Source organism: Paludisphaera rhizosphaerae, from assembly GCF_011065895.1.
In the GTDB taxonomy this organism is placed as follows: Bacteria; Planctomycetota; Planctomycetia; order Isosphaerales; family Isosphaeraceae; genus Paludisphaera; species Paludisphaera rhizosphaerae.
This window is the reverse complement of the sequence record NZ_JAALCR010000004.1, coordinates 102,117-118,031: the sequence shown is the minus strand read 5'-3', so window position 1 is coordinate 118,031 and position 15,915 is coordinate 102,117. Positions and strand designations below refer to the sequence as shown.

The 15,915-nt window shown below is 65.6% G+C and carries 12 protein-coding genes; 9 read left to right on the top strand and 3 right to left on the bottom strand.

The genetic code is table 11. The features are described 5' to 3' along the window. Positions 1–79: 79 nt before the first annotated feature. From G5C50_RS06600 to G5C50_RS06560, 9 genes are all read left to right on the top strand, one after another. Positions 80–1,180, top strand: a complete 1,101-nt coding sequence (locus G5C50_RS06600) for a DUF1559 domain-containing protein (RefSeq protein ID WP_165066761.1) — start codon at positions 80–82, stop codon at positions 1,178–1,180. Between the two features lie 43 nt (positions 1,181–1,223). Then, positions 1,224–1,454, top strand: a complete 231-nt coding sequence (locus G5C50_RS06595) for a hypothetical protein (protein WP_165066758.1) — start codon at positions 1,224–1,226, stop codon at positions 1,452–1,454. A 223-nt stretch (positions 1,455–1,677) separates the two neighbouring features. Beyond that, complete coding sequence (locus G5C50_RS06590) at positions 1,678–2,763, top strand: PA0069 family radical SAM protein (RefSeq protein ID WP_165066756.1); 1,086 nt, start codon at positions 1,678–1,680, stop codon at positions 2,761–2,763. Positions 2,764–2,948: 185 nt separating this feature from the next. Then, positions 2,949–4,838 (top strand): signal peptide peptidase SppA, encoded by a 1,890-nt coding sequence (gene sppA, locus G5C50_RS06585; RefSeq protein ID WP_165066753.1) that lies wholly within the window; start codon positions 2,949–2,951, stop codon positions 4,836–4,838. A 90-nt stretch (positions 4,839–4,928) separates the two neighbouring features. Then, the gene (locus G5C50_RS06580; protein WP_165066751.1) at positions 4,929–5,312 is read left to right on the top strand and encodes a CoA-binding protein; all 384 of its coding nucleotides are present in this window, start codon (positions 4,929–4,931) and stop codon (positions 5,310–5,312) included. A gap of 293 nt (positions 5,313–5,605) precedes the next feature. Next, positions 5,606–6,733 carry a radical SAM protein gene (locus tag G5C50_RS06575; RefSeq protein WP_165066749.1) on the top strand — a complete coding sequence of 376 codons (1,128 nt, stop codon included), beginning with the start codon at positions 5,606–5,608 and terminating at the stop codon, positions 6,731–6,733. A 64-nt stretch (positions 6,734–6,797) separates the two neighbouring features. After that, positions 6,798–7,298, top strand: coding sequence for a hypothetical protein (locus G5C50_RS06570; protein ID WP_165066746.1), 501 nt, complete (start codon positions 6,798–6,800; stop codon positions 7,296–7,298). 111 nt (positions 7,299–7,409) lie between these two features. After that, entirely contained in the window at positions 7,410–8,531 is a 1,122-nt protein-coding gene (locus G5C50_RS06565) for a redoxin domain-containing protein (protein ID WP_165066744.1), read from the top strand. A gap of 32 nt (positions 8,532–8,563) precedes the next feature. Then, complete coding sequence (locus tag G5C50_RS06560; protein ID WP_165066741.1) at positions 8,564–9,715, top strand: serine hydrolase domain-containing protein; 1,152 nt, start codon at positions 8,564–8,566, stop codon at positions 9,713–9,715. Between the two features lie 12 nt (positions 9,716–9,727). Here the strand turns inward: G5C50_RS06560 and G5C50_RS06555 are convergent, their stop codons facing one another. From G5C50_RS06555 to G5C50_RS06545, 3 genes are all read right to left on the bottom strand, one after another. After that, positions 9,728–11,320, bottom strand: coding sequence for an ArnT family glycosyltransferase (locus G5C50_RS06555; RefSeq protein ID WP_165066739.1), 1,593 nt, complete (start codon positions 11,318–11,320; stop codon positions 9,728–9,730). A 577-nt stretch (positions 11,321–11,897) separates the two neighbouring features. Further along, a complete protein-coding gene (locus G5C50_RS06550) occupies positions 11,898–15,275 on the bottom strand; it encodes a WD40 repeat domain-containing serine/threonine protein kinase (RefSeq protein WP_165066736.1) in 3,378 nt (1,125 codons plus the stop codon). Beyond that, the gene (locus tag G5C50_RS06545; protein ID WP_165066733.1) at positions 15,272–15,850 is read right to left on the bottom strand and encodes a sigma-70 family RNA polymerase sigma factor; all 579 of its coding nucleotides are present in this window, start codon (positions 15,848–15,850) and stop codon (positions 15,272–15,274) included. Before G5C50_RS06545 ends, G5C50_RS06550 begins: the two co-directional genes overlap by 4 nt. Positions 15,851–15,915 lie beyond the last annotated feature (65 nt).

The following is a 15,915-nucleotide window of genomic DNA, read 5'->3' as shown; positions in this document are numbered from 1 at the left end:
TCTTACCGACGCCTGCCACCTGGGCGCTTGGTCCTTTGTTGGACCTTGCGTCCAGGCCGAGACATGGGAGTACGAGATAGTGTCTTCGCCTCGCCCCTCCGGGTCGAACCGCAACGGGTTCACCCTCATCGAACTGCTCGTCGTCATCGCGATCATCGCCGTCTTGATCGCCTTGCTCCTGCCCGCCGTCCAGTCCGCCCGCGAAGCCGCCCGCCGTGCGCAATGCACGAACAACCTGAAACAGATGGGCCTGGGCGTCGCTAATTTCGAGAGCGCCAACGGCCACCTTCCCCAGGGCCCGTACGACGGCGACCCCTCGACGCCCGCGGACCTCGCCAACTACACCAAGACCGGCACCGACGTCTGCTGCAACGCGACGACGGCGAGAGGCTGGAATCAGTTCTTTAAGATCCTGCCCTACATGGAGCAGCAGAGCCTCTACAACCTGGCCAACCTGACGGCCACGCCGACCGAGCAGGCGGCGGCTCCCAACGCGGCCCTCGCGACCCAGGTCGCCGCGACGGCCGTCCCGGGGTTCTACTGCCCCTCGCGCCGGACCAACGCCCGCTATGGGACCAACCCGACGACAGCCCGCGCCATGAACGACTACGCCGGCTGCGCCGGCTTCCGTCAGGGGCCCTACTTCGGCTGCTCGGGCACCGCGTTCATCCCGGCCGCCCCGAACGGCATGTCTCCTGAGCTGGGCATCCGCCTGTACGACAACGGGGAAATCAACCGGGGCAACAAGCCCGGCTACCGCGGCGCCATCGTCTGGTCCGGCCTCGGCGCAAAGCGCTACTGGGGCGACTTCAAGGACGGTACCTCGAATTCGATCGTCTTCGCCGAGAAGAGTCTCCCCGAGAAGGCGCAGGGGACCGACGGCGGCGACAACGAAGCCTGGCAGAACAGCGGCTGGGACGAGGACTGCATCCGCTGGCACTTCTTCCCGCTGCCGGACAACCAGGCTCCGTACCTCAACGGCGTTTGCAACACTCCGACCTCGCCCAACACCGGCTCCACCCTCTGGCGGCACCAGTTCGGCGGCCCGCACCCCGGCGGCCTGAACGCTCTCATGGGCGACGGCTCGGTCCACTTCATCAAGTTCTCGGTCAATCCCACGGCCTTCCGGAAGCTGGCCGTCATCGACGACCAGGAAGTCCTCAGCTCCGACGAGTTCTGAACCCGTCGAGATACCCTCTGGATCTAGAACCGAAGAACGCCCAATGAACCGTACGAACGCCCTGACTGTCGTCGTGCTGCTGGCCTCCATCGTGGTTCTCTTCGCCGGCTGCGGCGGCGAAGAGGCCCCGAGCTATCTGAAGGACCCGAACTCGGCTCCTCCCATCAGCGCCGACGCTCTCTCTGAATCCCAGTCCGAGCAAAACGCCATCGCCGACGCCGAGCGATCGGAAGCCGCTCGATCCGCTCCCGCCCGAGGCAAGGCCAAGCGTTGAGCTTGTAAAACCGAACCCAAGGATCCGACCAACGACCCTGGCTCGTCTCCCCGACGCGCCAGGGTCGTTCTCGTTTCGCGACCTCGCTTTCAACGGCTTGTCAGCTTTCTTTGTCTATTCAGTTGTACACTGATTCAGGGCGTGGTAGACTCGCCTCGCCGGGGGAGGAAGGCGCGTCGTCGAAAGGATTCCCGGAGCGTCGGATTGATCGCGAGGTGCAGCTATGAGCGGCGAACGCATCCCACCGAAGGGCCGCGGGGCCGGCTACAACCCCCCGAACCGCTTCGATCCCCTTCACAGCGAGATCGAGCTGGAGACCGTTCAGGATGACGCCGAGTACCTGGAGGGGCTGCGCCGTCCCGAGACTGAGTTTCTCGACGACCGTTCCCGCTCGATCATCGCCGAGAACCAGAGTCCAGACGTCGGTTTCGACGCCAGCGTCAACCCGTATCGCGGCTGCGAACACGGCTGCATCTACTGCTACGCCCGGCCGACGCATGAGTATCTCGGCATGTCCGCCGGTCTGGATTTTGAGACCAAGATCATGGTCAAACGCGACGCCCCGGCATTGCTGAGGGCGGCGCTCGAATCTCCGAAATGGCGACCCCGCGTTCTGGCGATGAGCGGCGTCACCGACCCCTATCAGCCCATCGAGCGAAAGCTCCGCCTCACCCGAGGCTGCCTGGAAGTCATGGCCGAGTATCGCCAGGCGGTGACGATCGTGACCAAGAACCGACTCGTGGTTCGCGACATGGAGGTGCTCGCCGATTTGGCCCGGGACCGGGCGGCGGGAGTGTTCCTCTCGATCACGACGTTGAATCCGGCGATGGCCGCTGATTTGGAGCCGCGCACCAGTCGTCCCGCCGGAAGGCTGGCGGCGATCCGGGCGCTCTCGGAGGCCGGCGTTCCGACGGGGGTCCTCGTCGCGCCTGTGATCCCCGGGCTGACCGATCATGAGATGCCGGCGATCCTCGAGGCCGCCGCGAAGGCCGGGGCTCGCTTCGCCGGGTACGTCGCCGTTCGCCTGCCAATGGCCGTGGCTCCGCTGTTCACCGACTGGCTCGAACGGCACCACCCCGATGCGAAGGACAAGGTGCTCGATCGAATCCGCTCGATGCACGGCGGCAAGCTCTACGACTCCCGTTTCGGCGAGCGTATGCGGGGCGAAGGCCCGATCGCCGACGTCATCGCCCGACTCTTCAAGACGACCTGCCGCCGGCTCGACCTCAACGTGACGCCGTGGCCGGTCTCGGCCGGTGCATTTCGCCGGCCGACGAAACCCGATGAGCAACTCCGGCTCTTCGACTGACGCGCCGCTGGATTGCCTCGCTCGCGAGCAGCCCCTACCATGTGGCTCGGCGGTCGGCTCAAGAACCGGCGGCCTGCGTCGAATACCCGATCGACCTCCCGCGTCGCGGCGCGTCCGCGGGCCGGTCGACGTTCGGGTGCATGGAAGCTGAGCATGACGCGCGAATTCATCGAGGACGATCACCCATGACGAACATCGGATATCGAGTCCGCCTGGCCTTGGCCTTCGGGCTCGCCGCTGCGGTCGCCGCCGGACCATGGATCGGCAAGGCCGCCGCTCAGGAGAAGCCGGCGGGCGAGTCGAAACCCGCCGAGCCTGAGAAGAAACCGGAACCGCCCAAGGCCCGAGTCGCTGTCTTTCGGCTCTCCGGCACGATTCAGGAGACGCCCCGCGACGAGGTCCTGAACCTCGGCGGCGAGACCTCGACGCCGCTTTGGCCCCTCATCGAGCGGCTCGACAAGGCGGCCAAGGATCCGGCGGTCAAGGCGGTCGTCGTTCTGGTTGAGAGTCCTACCGTTGGTTCCTCCCAGGTGGCTGAGATCCGCGCGGCGTTTGAGCGTGTGAAGGCCGCGGGCAAGCCGGTGATCGCCCATGCGGATCAGGTCGGGAGCCTGAGCCATTACGTCCTCATGAGTGCGGCTTCGCGGGTGAGCGTCGTCCCGACGGGCGACCTCTGGATCACCGGACTCTACGGCGAATCGCCCTACATCCGCAACCTGCTCGAAAAGGTCGGCGTCCGGCCCGACTTCCTCACCTGCGGGGATTACAAGAGCGCCGCCGAGATGTTCATGCGCGACGGCCCTAGCAAGGAGGCCGACGCGATGCAGAACTGGCTGCTCGACAGCCTCTTCGACACGATGGTCGCCCGGGTCGCCGCCAGCCGGAAGGTCGATCCTGAGTTGGTCAAGGCCTGGATCGACAGCGGCCCGCACACGGCGGAGAAGGCCAGGGCGCTCGGCGTGATCGACGCCGTCGAGCATCGCCAGGACCTGGAGGCGTACCTCAAGAAGACGTACGGCGGCGACGTCGTGATCGACCGCAAGTACGGCAAGAAGGAGGAGCCCAAGCTCGACGCGACGAACCCGTTTGGGATCTTCAGGTTCCTCGGCGAGGTGATGGCGGCTTCGAAGGTCGACAAGCAGAAGCCTGCTGTGGGCGTGGTCTACGTCGACGGGCCGATCGTGCTGGAGAAGTCGGGGGGCATGTCCGTCTTCCAGGACGGCGAGGCCGCCGGCGTCTCGATTCGCCGCGCCCTCGATGATGCGGCCAACGACGACGCCATCAAGGCGGTCGTCCTGCGGGTGGATTCGCCGGGTGGCTCGGCCCTGGCCAGCGAGATCATCCTCGACGCCACCCGTCGCGTGAAGGCGAAAAAAACCCTGGTCGTTTCGATGGGGAACGTCGCCGGCAGCGGCGGCTACTATGTGGCCTGCGGCACTGACGCCGTTTTCGCCGACGAGACCACGATCACGGGCTCCATCGGCGTTGTCAGCGGTAAGGTTGCGGTCAACGGCCTCTTCGATCGGCTCGGGGTGACGTTCAAGCCTTACCGCCGCGGCCAGAACGCCGGCATGCTCTCCACCGGCGATCTCTTCACGCCCGCGGAGCGGCAGAAGATGCAAGATTATATGAACGAAATCTACGGCGAGTTCAAGGGACACGTCGTCGCCATCCGAGGCGGCAAGCTCAAGAAGCCGATCGACGATCTCGCCGGCGGCCGCGTCTACACGGGCAAGCAGGCCCTGGAACTGGGACTGATCGACCGCCTCGGCGGCTTCCACGACGCTGTCACGCATGCCGCCGGCCTGGCCAAGATCACTGAATACGACGTCCGCGCCGTCCCCAAGGCGAAGTCGGTCATCGAGGAGATTCTGGAGCAATCCTCGGACGACGACCGCAAAGGGCTGGTTCGTACGCCCGCCTCAGGTTCGATCCTCCTGGAGGCCGCGGCGCCGCTGTTGAAGGCGATCGACCCTGCCCGCGCCGGAACCATTCGTCTGGCGTTGGGGAGGTTGGAACTGATCCGCCGCGAGGGCGTCGTCGCGATGATGCCAGAACTGGGGCTCGATCGCTGAACTGGGGATCGACCCGCGTATAATCCCACGAGGCGGGCGGAGACGGTCGCACCGACTTCGCCCGCCTCGCTCTTTTCAGGAGCCCTCTCGATGTCCGAACCCCGCCCCAGGATCGCCGTCGTCGGCGCCAGTCGCGATCGTTCAAAGTTCGGCAACAAGGCCGTGCGCGCGTTCGTCGCCCAGGGCTGGGAGGTTTTTCCGGTCAACCCGACGCTCGACGAGGTCGAGGGCCTTCGCGCCTATCCCGATCTGGCCTCGATCCCTGGCGGCCGGCTCGACCGGGTCTCGCTCTATGTTCCGCCCCAGGTCGGCATCCGCGTTCTCGACCAGATCAAGCTGGCGGACGTTGGCGAGGTCTGGCTCAACCCCGGATCGGAGTCGCCCGAACTCGTCGCGCACGCCGAAGCCCTTGGACTCGACGTGATCCAGGCGTGCAGCATCATCGACCTCGGCGAGAATCCACGTCACTACTGATCGTCTCCTCTCGCTGAATTCCGAAACGGACGGTTCTCACACGGCGTTGTTTTTCGGCAACGCTCGTCGGATCGCGCTGCGGCATTTCAAGGCTGCGACTGGCGTGCCGCCGGCCCTGGCGTCGGCGTTTCGGGTCATCGTAGGCGGGGTCGCCTGATCAATCAACGATCTTTAGTATGGCCATCTACGAATGCAGCTTGCCGAGTTTCGATGGTGCGTGGAAACATGGGTTTGAGGATCGGCGGCAGTCCATCGATCCTTGACTCAACCACCTTCGATCACTCAGGCAGGCCATGAATCTCAAGGATCTTCCGCTGCTTGCGCGGATGGGGAGAAGGCACCTGGCGACGATCCTCCCGGAGGCCCTTTATCTGTCGACCGGGATCGACCTCACCCGTCCGGCGCTGATCGGAGCTTCGGTCACGAATCGCTGCAATTACAAGTGCCTGCAGTGCGCGTGTTGGAGGATGCAGCCCGAGGCGGAGATGACCGTGGAACAGTGGAAGGCCGGACTCGACGGCCTTCGAGAGTATCTCGGTCGTTACCGTGTCCAGTTCGTGGGCGGGGAACCCTTTGTGAAGCGTGGGTTCCTGGACCTCCTGGAGCATTGCGATCGCCTGGGGGTCGATTTCGGGGTCATGACCAACGGGTCGGCGTTCGTCAATCGTCGTGTGGTTGATCGGTTTGTGAAGGCGGGGCCGATCCTCGTCACGATTTCCGTGGACGGACCGACGGCTGAGCTGCACGATCGGCTCCGAGGGCACCCGGGATCGCTGGAGGCGATTGAAGTCGGTATCCACAACCTCCGGGAGTTTCGCGAGGAGCGCCGCCGTTCGTTCCCGATCCGGATCAAGGCGACCCTCAACGCCCGCAACTATCGAACCGCTCCTGCAATGGTCGATTGGGCCGCAGCTCAAGGGGCGACCTCGATCGACTTCGAGCCTGTTCGCGAGTGGACTGAGGAGACTCGGGGGGAACTCTGGCCGACGATGGACGACAGCGACGAGTTGGAGGGCATCGTGAGCGAACTCCTCGAGATGCAGAAGGCTGGAGCGCCGATCGAGACCTCGAATCATAAGCTGCTGAGCATGCCCGATCACTTCCGTCGACGCCCGCCCAGTCCAGAGGTGGAGGTCTGCCGGATTGGGTTGCGAGCCTTCTCGATCAACCCGCAAGGCATTGTGTCGCACTGCCACTACTTCGAGCCGATCGGCGATCTGACACGGCAAACCGCTCGTGAGATTTGGACGGGCGAGCATGCCCGCGCGGTCCGGAGCCAGACGATCGCCTGTACTCGGGGATGCTCATACGGCTGCTACGCGACCAAGCCGGTGCTGCACACCATCAAGCGGGGCCTCAAGGTCTTCGCCCGCCCCGTCGTCGATCCGACTCCTCGGGTTGAGACCGCTCCCGGTACCTGATCGATCTCGGGATCGGCTACGATGGGGTAGAGGGTCGACGCCGGCCCGATGGAGATCCCCGTTCATGAGCCGATCCCGCGACCTGGTCCTCACCCTACTGGCGGCGGCCTTCACGGCCGCTGCGCCTGAGGAACCCCACGTCGACTTCAAGGTCGTCGCCTGGTACGATCGCGCCTCTCCTGTCGCCACCTTCCGCTACCAGTCGTACGACCTTCGGAAGGGCGATTACACGCCGGCGGTCGACCAGTGGATTGCCATGATGCGCTCGACTTTTCCGCACTACGAGGTTGTGGTCCGCGACGTCGATCTCTCGCACGAGGAGGGGCCGACGGATACTCGCAAGGTCGGGGCGGTGATCCATCGTGAGCTTCTCGCCGCCGCCGCGGCCGAGGGCCTGTTCCTGAACGCCGCCCCTTCCGTCCGGGACGTCGTCGCCCGCGAGCCGTTCACACGCCGCCTTGCGCCGATCGAACAGCCGTCGACCGTGCGGTTCGCGCCCCCGACATGGTACGCGATTCCCTGGAACTACCCGTTTCCGGTGCCGTATCCTCGGCCGTTCCCCTGATTCGAGGGCGTCGACCCTGGGACGCGGAGGCTTGCCAGCGCGAGTCGGCTCGGTCAGACTACCGAGAATCATCGGATGCGAAATCGACCGACGCCTTGGGAGCGACCCGCCATGAGAACGACGCCTGCTTCGATCGCCCTCGCGCTCCTCGCCCTGTCATTCGCCGGGAGAGCCGTTGTCGCCGATCCGCCTGGCCTGAAACCTCTCGACATCGGCGCGCCCGCCCCGGACTTCAACCTGCCGGGCGTCGACGGTCGGAACCACACGCTGCAGGATTACGGCTCGGCCAGGGCGCTCGTGGTCGTCTTCACGTGCAACCACTGCCCGACGGCCCAGGCCTACGAGGCCCGCCTCGCCAAGCTTCACGACGACTACAAGGATAAGGGCGTCGCGCTGGTGGCTATTTCACCCAACGACGCCAAGGCGGTTCGGCTCGACGAGCTGGGCTACACGGACCTCGGCGATTCGCTCGAGGACATGAAGATCCGGGCTCGCGATCATAAGTATGCCTACCCCTACCTATACGACGGCGACACGCAGGCGACCTCGAAGGCCTACGGGGCGCTCGCCACGCCTCACGTCTTCATCTTCGACGCTGATCGGAAGCTCCGCTATCAGGGCCGGTTCGACGACGGCGAGGTGAAGGCGATCAAGTCGCACGACGCGCTCGACGCCCTGCAGGCCGTCCTGGCAGGCAAGACGGTTGAGCGTTCCACGACCCGCGTCTTCGGTTGCTCGACCAAGTGGGCGGAGAAGCAGGCCGACGCCGTGAAGTCGCTGGAGAAGTGGGACGCCGAGCCCGTCGCGATCGAGCCGATCTCGCTCCAGGGCGTCGCCAAACTGGCCAAGAACGAGACCGACAAGTACACCGTGGTCAACGTCTGGGCGACTTGGTGCGGCCCCTGCGTTCAGGAGCTTCCCGAGTTCGTGACGATGAACCGGATGTACCGCAAGCGGCCGTTCCAGTTGATCACCATCAGCCTGGACGACCCCGCGAAGAAGGCCGAAGCCCTGGCGACGCTGAAGGAGAAGCATGTCTCCTCGCTCAACTACATCCTCGATTCGGCCGATCGCGACGCCTTCGCCGAGGCGCTCGACCCCAAGTGGCCCGGCCCCGTCCCCTACACTCTGGTCATCGCCCCCGGCGGCGAGGTCGTCTATCGCAAGAGCGGCGGCGTCGACCCCCTGGAGCTGAAGCGCGCCATCGTCGAGAAGATCGGTCGGACGTACTGAGCCGCTGGGATCGCATCAAAGGTGCCCTCGATATGAATGCCAGCCTCGTCGCCTTCGCTCTGGGCGTGACGATGTTCGCAGCAGCCGCCGCCGACGGCGAGCCTCCCGCCAGTCCTGAGATTGCGGCGGCCCTGCAGCCGTACTTCGACCAGTACAAGCTGGCGGGAGCCATCGGGGTCGTCGCGGACAGGACGGGAAGAATCCATTATCGGAATCTGATGGGTTACTCCGATGTGGAGGCGAAGCGGCCGATCCGTGAGGACGACGTCTTCTGGGTCGCCTCAATGACGAAGATGTTCGCCGGGGCGTCCATCATGATGCTCGTGGACGAAGGCAAGGTCAGCCTGGACGACCCGGTCAGCAAGTTCATCCCGCAACTCGGCAGGTGGATGGTCGTCGAGGAGAAAGACCCCTCCCACGTCCTCCTGAAACCGCCGGTGCGCCCGGTAACCATCCGGCACATCCTCAGCCACACGAGCGGCCTCACGGGGATGTCAGAGCTTCAACAGGCGATCGGGTCGGACCGGACTCCCTTGCAGGCGAGGGCTCTGAGTTCCGTCACAGGGCCGCTCCAGTGGCAGCCCGGCGACAAGTACGCCTACGGCAATCAAGGCATGAATATCGCCGCACGCATTGTCGAGATCGTCGGCGGCATGCCCTATGAGCAATTCCTGCAAGCTCGCTTCTTCGATCCGCTGGGCATGTCGGAGACGACCTTCTGGCCGAGCGAGCAGCAGGTCGCCAGGCTCGTGGGCGCCTACGGCCCGAGCAAGGATAAAACGGGCTACGCTCGCGGCGGCATCGGCTTTCTGACGAAACCGTTGAGCGATCGGGAGCATCGCTATCCCGAGGCCGGCGGCGGCCTCTTCTCCACGACGCACGACATCCTCCGATACGGCCTGATGCTCGCCAACGACGGCGAACTCGACGGCCGGCGATACCTCTCGCACGAGGCGATGAACGAACTGCGGAAGGAACAGACGGGGACGACCAAGGTGAACTACAGCCTGGGTTATCACCTTCGCAACGGCATGTTCGGCCACGACGGGGCTTATGGAACGGACCTGTCGGTCGATCCCAAGACCGGCATGGTGGCCGTTTTCATGGTCCAGTGCACCAGTGGCGATCAATGGGCGGCTCGCGACCTGTTCCTCAAGACGGCCGCCCAGGTTTTCCCGAAGTGAGTCCGCCGAGCCTCAGCGGACCGTCCCAACTCGGTTCGTGGCCGTTTGGAGTTCAGAGACTCGCCAAAGCTGATAACGGGCGATGGGAGACTCGGGACGGCAGTCGCGGAAGTCGCTCGGGAGGTCCCAGGCGGTCTTGCCGCAGTTGAGGATGAAGACCTCGCGGCCGGCTCCAAGCTCCGGGCTTTCAGCCAGGCGGACGGCGTCGTCCGGAGTCTGCGCTACGAGGACGGTCTGGCAGATCCGACCTGCGTAGAAGGGGAGGGGGGGCTGCTCGCGGGAGTCGTTCACCGGTGAGAAACGGTCGGGGGCGAACGAGCAGACCGAGGGATCGGCGACGATGAGGTCGTCCGGTCCGATGGTTCGACCCAACTCCCGAGCGATCGCGTCCTGACGCCGGTCCTCGCTCGACGATCGGAGGATCCGCGCCGCGGGCGTCAGATCCACGATCACGAACGCCGCCAGGACGGCCGCGAGGATTCCAACGGCAGCCCGAGCCGAAAGCCGCGCCGCGATCGGCTCGACGGCCATTCCCGCCGCCAGGGCGAATGAGGGGACGTAAAGCAGGACGAAGAAGTCGTGCAGGAAGGCGAGGTTGGGGGCGAAGTTCAGCGGCAGGGCGAGCACCAGCAGGCCTAGACACCAGGCGAGAGCCTTGAATCGCCGCCTGCGGACCAGGACCGCCGCTGAGAGCAAAGCTGCCGCCAGAGGAATCCGTCCGACATTGCGGACCAGCCGCACGCCGTTCAGGCAGGCCATGGACCATGGCGTGAGGACGGTTGTGTCGTTCTGTTTCAGGGTCGACCAGGAGGAGCGTTCGCCGATGTGGTGCACGAACTGTCGCACATCCCCGAGCGCGTCTCCCGTGGCCGCCTGGAGCGTCCCCAGGTAGACGATGAAGGGGATGGTCGTCACCGCCAGCGTCGCAGCCAGGAGGTCGAACCGCCGGCCGCGGATCGTCCGCCAGCCTAGCCAGGGAGCCAGCACGCCGAGGAAGATCCACGAGAACATCACCGCGAGCGTGCCCGCCGCCCCCACCGTCACCGTCCGCCATCGCGACCTGGTATCGAGCCCAATCCCCAGAGCCAGCATGAACGGCCCCAGGCCCAGGTTCTCGAACACGCAGAGAAGCGAATAGCGGAACAGGACAACCGGCGTCAGCCCGGCGACCACCATCGCGGCGAGCCCCGCCCGGTCGCCCGCCAGCCTCCTCGCGAGCAGGCCGACCCCGATGAGGAAGAAGTTCATCGAGACCAGAACGGGGAGCCTGACGGCTCCATCGTAGGGCAGTCCCGCGGCCATCCCCAGGGCGACGACCCACGACGCGGCCGGTCCGTAAGACCGATGCAAGATCAGCCCGCCGTCCCGCCGAATCGCTGTGACGTTGGCGAGTCGCGTCGTCCCTGGTCCCAGCAGGTAGTGGTTGAGGGCCGTCCTGCCGATCTGCCGGCTGATGAAGGCGTCGTGCCCAGCCTTCATGGGGAGCGTCGCCCGCCACCCCTGGAAGACGTTCCAGACGAGCAGGAACACCACGGCGGCCGTCAAAGCCCGCCGCGACGAACGTTCGATTCGACCTCGGCCCGTCTGGTCCAAACCCTCACCCATCAGGCACCCCTCGAAAGTGAGGGCCGGGCGATCCTCGCGATTGATGCCACCGGAACGATCGCGAGTCGCGTCAAGGCCGTTGCTCGCCGTCAGGACGGCGTACCGACCTCTCCGAACTCCTCGGCGAATCCATCGACTCGTTCCGAAGCCTGGACGACCAAAAGCCTCCTGCGGACAGGCTTCATGGAACGTTCTTGAGGATCCGGCGGATCGTCGCGATCAGTCCGCGACGGCCGTTCGTTCCCACGACGCAGTCGACACTCCGAACACGACCCCGGGGCTGACGCGTCGTCGATTGGGTTCGACGACAAACGGAGCCAGTCCGAGTGTTGGGCTTAAGTCGTTGAACGAGATTAGCTTGCGGGCGAATCCCGTGGGTTCGTTCGCGCGCTTTTCGCTTCGCTCCACAAGGAGCATTCGACATGTTTGCATTGCCAAAGAGCGTTGAAGGCGTCACGGTCTCTAACTCAAATATGTTCCTTGGGAGGCGGTTTTGAGAAAGCGATTGAGGTTTTCATTCCGCTGGAAGGATCGGCTTCCGCGACCCGACCTCCGACGCGACGGTCCGCCGCCTGGCTCATTTCGGCAACCGTCGAATCGCGCTTTCCGCCGTCGACCCGCTCGGCCAGGCGACGAGAACGGGAGTCTGGGGGTCGTAATTCAGGCGTAACAGGGAGGAACCGTCGGGGGAGAATCGAACCCTGGTTGATTCCGAGGGGTGCCGAGCCGATCCGGGCAGGGTCAGGATGGGACGGCCCGTGGCGACGTCCATGAGCATCGTGGAGCCGTTTTGCAGAGCGCAGGCCAGCAGCCGGCCGTCGGGGGAAAAATCCAGGGAACGGATCTGGGGGGTCGCGTTGAGGATCACCGGCGCGGCGTGTGGAGCGTCTCGATCACAGACGACGATCGAGCCCGGCCTGTAACCGACGGCGATCGTTCGCCCGTCCCGAGTCCATGCCAGAGCGGCGGGCCAGCCAAGATCGGGCGAGGAATACTTGTCCAGGTTGCTCGTCTTCAGGTCCCAGATCCAGAGAGCCAGGGGGCTCGCCATCGCCAGACTCTCGCCGTTGGGTGAGAATTCCGGTGTGGCGCCGAGGATCGAGACCCTCGGAGACGAGGCAATCGGCAAACCGTCGGCGATGGTCCAGACGCCGGCCCATTCCTTACCGTTGAGGTTATAGGAGATCGCGACCCGAGTGCTGTCTGGGGAGAACGTCATCCCGTGAAGCTCGAACTTCCCGCCCCGGTCCGGTTCGGGCTTGAATTGAAGCGGGGGAGGGGGGGGCGAGCCGTCGAGCTTGACGAGGCGGATCGGAGGCTGGTCGTTTGGGACCTTGAGGGCCGCCATGGTCCGGTCCGGTGATACGACGACTCCCCCTACGTCGGTCGCCTTGACGGCGTGGTTCGATACAAACTTGCTTTCGTCGAAACTCCAGGTGAAGAACCGGGTCTCGCCGGATTCGGATCTCGCCGCGGTCATCGATTGAGGCGACCAGGAGGGGATGCTGTCCGGAGTGGGTCCAAGGGCGGCCCTCCAGGTCTGTCTGTCCTGCACGCAGTCCAGATCCCAGATTTCCACGGAATCGTGGTCGCCGCAGGCGATGAGTCGGTTCCCTCCCGGCTCGAAGGCCAGGCTCCAGTGACGGCCGACCCACGATCGATAGGTCCTGAGAACCAGATGTGTTTCGAGATCGCGCAATACGATGATCCCTGGACCCCCGCTCGTCGCAAGCAGGCGGCCGTCCGACGAGAAGGCCACGGCTTCGATCGCCTGGTCGAATTCAGGGCTGAGTGAAACGACCTTGTCGCCTCGCTCGATTCGCAACTTGCCCCCCTTGTTGCCGGTTGCGATCGAACGGCCGTCGGCGCTGAATGCGACGCAGTTGACGAACTGGGCGCCTGGGTCAGGGCGGGCGGCGCCGTCGGCCAGGTCGATCTTCAAGAACCCCGGCTTGCCGTCGAAGCAGACCCCCAGCCATCGGCCGTCTGGTGAGACGGCCATGGCGTTGATTCGTTGACCCGAGGTGCTGGACAGTTCCCTGGAGACTCCGGCGTTTAGGTCGTAGGAAACGACGACGCCCGCGACTCCCCCCCAGATCACGGAACGGCCGTCCGGCGTGAAGACGACGGCGACGATCTCGCGGCCGGGCTCACTGAGGAGCCTGGGAGCAATCGAGGCGTCGGCGGCGTTCCACAACCGGACCACGCCGTCGTTGCCGCATGAGGCGAGTTGCTCGCCGTTGGGCGAGAACGCGACCCAGTCGACGTCGCCGTCGTGGCCGCGAAAGGTGCGAAGGAGGACGTGGGTTTCGGCGTCCCAAAGACGGATCGTGCCGTCCTGGCCGGCGGTGGCGAAGGTTCGACCGTTGGGGGAATACTCAACGTGATAGACGTCCCCCTTGTGACCTTCCAGTCGCTTGGGACGGGTGTTGCACAGCCGCCAGAGGTAGTACCAGGCGAAGCCCCGGTCGTCCTCGTCGCCATGGCGCGGAATATGCCGCGAGAGCACGGCCGTCGCTTCGGCGAGGTCGTTGCGGCGGACGTACTCGCCGGCCTGGTAGACGTCGCGGACGTACGTGGCCCGGCGGTTGGAGCGAGCAAGATGGTGGTTGTGCGAGGCGAGAAGCAAAAGGGCGGAACCGCCGACGACGGCCAGCGCCAGTGAAAAGACCAGGGAGGCGGCCAGCGGCTTGTGGCGGCGGGCCCAGCGTTCGGCTCGCGTCAGCAGGCTGGGGCGGCGAGCGAGGATCGGACGGCCGTCGAGGAAGCGGCGGAGGTCGGCGGCCATTTCGCCGGCGTTTGCGTAGCGGGAGTCGCGTTCGCGGCCCAGGGCGTTGAGGACGATCGTTTCGAGGTCGCGAGGGATCGTGCGGTTCCACGATCGAAGTCGTCGTGGTTCGCCTTTGGCGATGGCGGCGAGCAGAGCGTCGCGGTCGGCGCCTTCATGAACGGGATGGAGCGTCAGCAACTCGTAGAGGGTCGCCCCCAGGCTGTAGACGTCGGTTCGTCCGTCGAGGTGCGAACTGTCTCCCACGGACTGCTCCGGGCTCATGTACCGAAGCGTTCCCAACAGGTCGCCGGCAAGCGTCAGGCTGGGGTCGCCGGTCAGGCGGGCCAGGCCGAAGTCGGTGATCCAGAGGACGCCCTCGGCGTCGACCATCATGTTGGAGGGCTTCACGTCCCGGTGGATGACGCCGTGGCGATGGGCGTGCTCCAGGGCGTCGGCCGCCTGGACGCCCCATTCGGCGACCCGCCTAAGGTGGCTCGGTCCTCGTGGGACGGCTGAAGCGGTCGGCGTCTCCGGAGGAGCGATCGAACCTGGCGACGGGGCGGAGGACTCCGTCGTGGCCGGATCGGTGATCGGAAGGTCTGACGCGATTGGGTCGCGCGTCATGGCCTGCGGGTCACGAGGCCTCCCCCGCGCTTCGCGGAGCCAGTCGGCGAGGGTCCGGCCGTTGATGAACTGCATGGCGTAATAGTGAACGCCCTGCTCGCAACCGACAGAGAAGACCGGAACGATGTTGGTGTGGTGGAGTCGGGCGGCGGCCTGGGCCTCGACCTGGAATCGGCGGAGCCGCAACCGGTCCAGCGCGGCGGCGCTCGGCAGGATCTTGACGGCCACCCGCCTTCGCAGACTGACCTGGTCGGCTTCGAAAACGATCCCCATGCCGCCTCGGCCGATCAGCTTGAGGAGCACGAAATCTCCCAGCCGAGTTCCCGCAGGCGCGTCATCGACGTGCCTCCGAGTGGCATCAACGGCGTCCAGGATCTGGATGCAGGCGCGGAGACGGTCGGCGACGTCGGGGTGATCCGCCGCCAGCGACTCGGCGTCGACGGGGTGCCCCCCCTCCAGCGCCGTGAAGTAGGCCTCAAGCGCATGGGCCAGTTCCGAGTCGGCCTGGGCCGCTGCGTTGTCGAGGTTGGTTCGGCTTCCATCGTCGGCCGCGTGAGTCACGGCCGCCCCCGCAGTTCGGTTGAGAGGCGCTCCAGAGCGCGGGTCCAGAGTATGCGAACGGCCCCGGGCGATCTCCCCATCCGCCCCGCGACGTCCTCGAAGGGGAGGTGCTGAACCGTGCGAAGCTGGTAGACCTCCCGATAGTCGGCGGGGAGCCGATCGACGGCCTCAGCCAGCAGCAACCGGCGCTCTCGCCGGGCCGTCCCCTCGCTCGGGGAGAGCGCCTGTGAGGTGAGGGCCCCATCGAGAGGGAAGCCGGCGTTTCCCAGGAGGGAGTCGAGCGGACCCTGGAGGTCGCGACGTCGGGAGATCCGACGGTCGTCCTGCACCTCATCGGCGAGGCGGTTCTCCAGAATGCGCAAGAGCCAGCCGAGAAACGCACGGTCGTCGCCGACGAACCGGTCGAAGTCGCGGCTAGCCTTGAGGAAGGTCTCCTGGACGACGTCCGAGGGGGCGATGCGCGTTCTCTGGCCCGCCCCGAGCCGCCTGTCCGCCGCGGCCCGAAGTCGGCCTCGGTAGTTTTCCAGCAGTCGTCCCAGAGCTTCCGGATCGCCCCGTCTCGCCTCTTCGAGCATGACGTCGTCCTCCGTCGAAGGCGGTCGTAAACCAGCCCAAGACATCATGACGACGAATCAAGGCG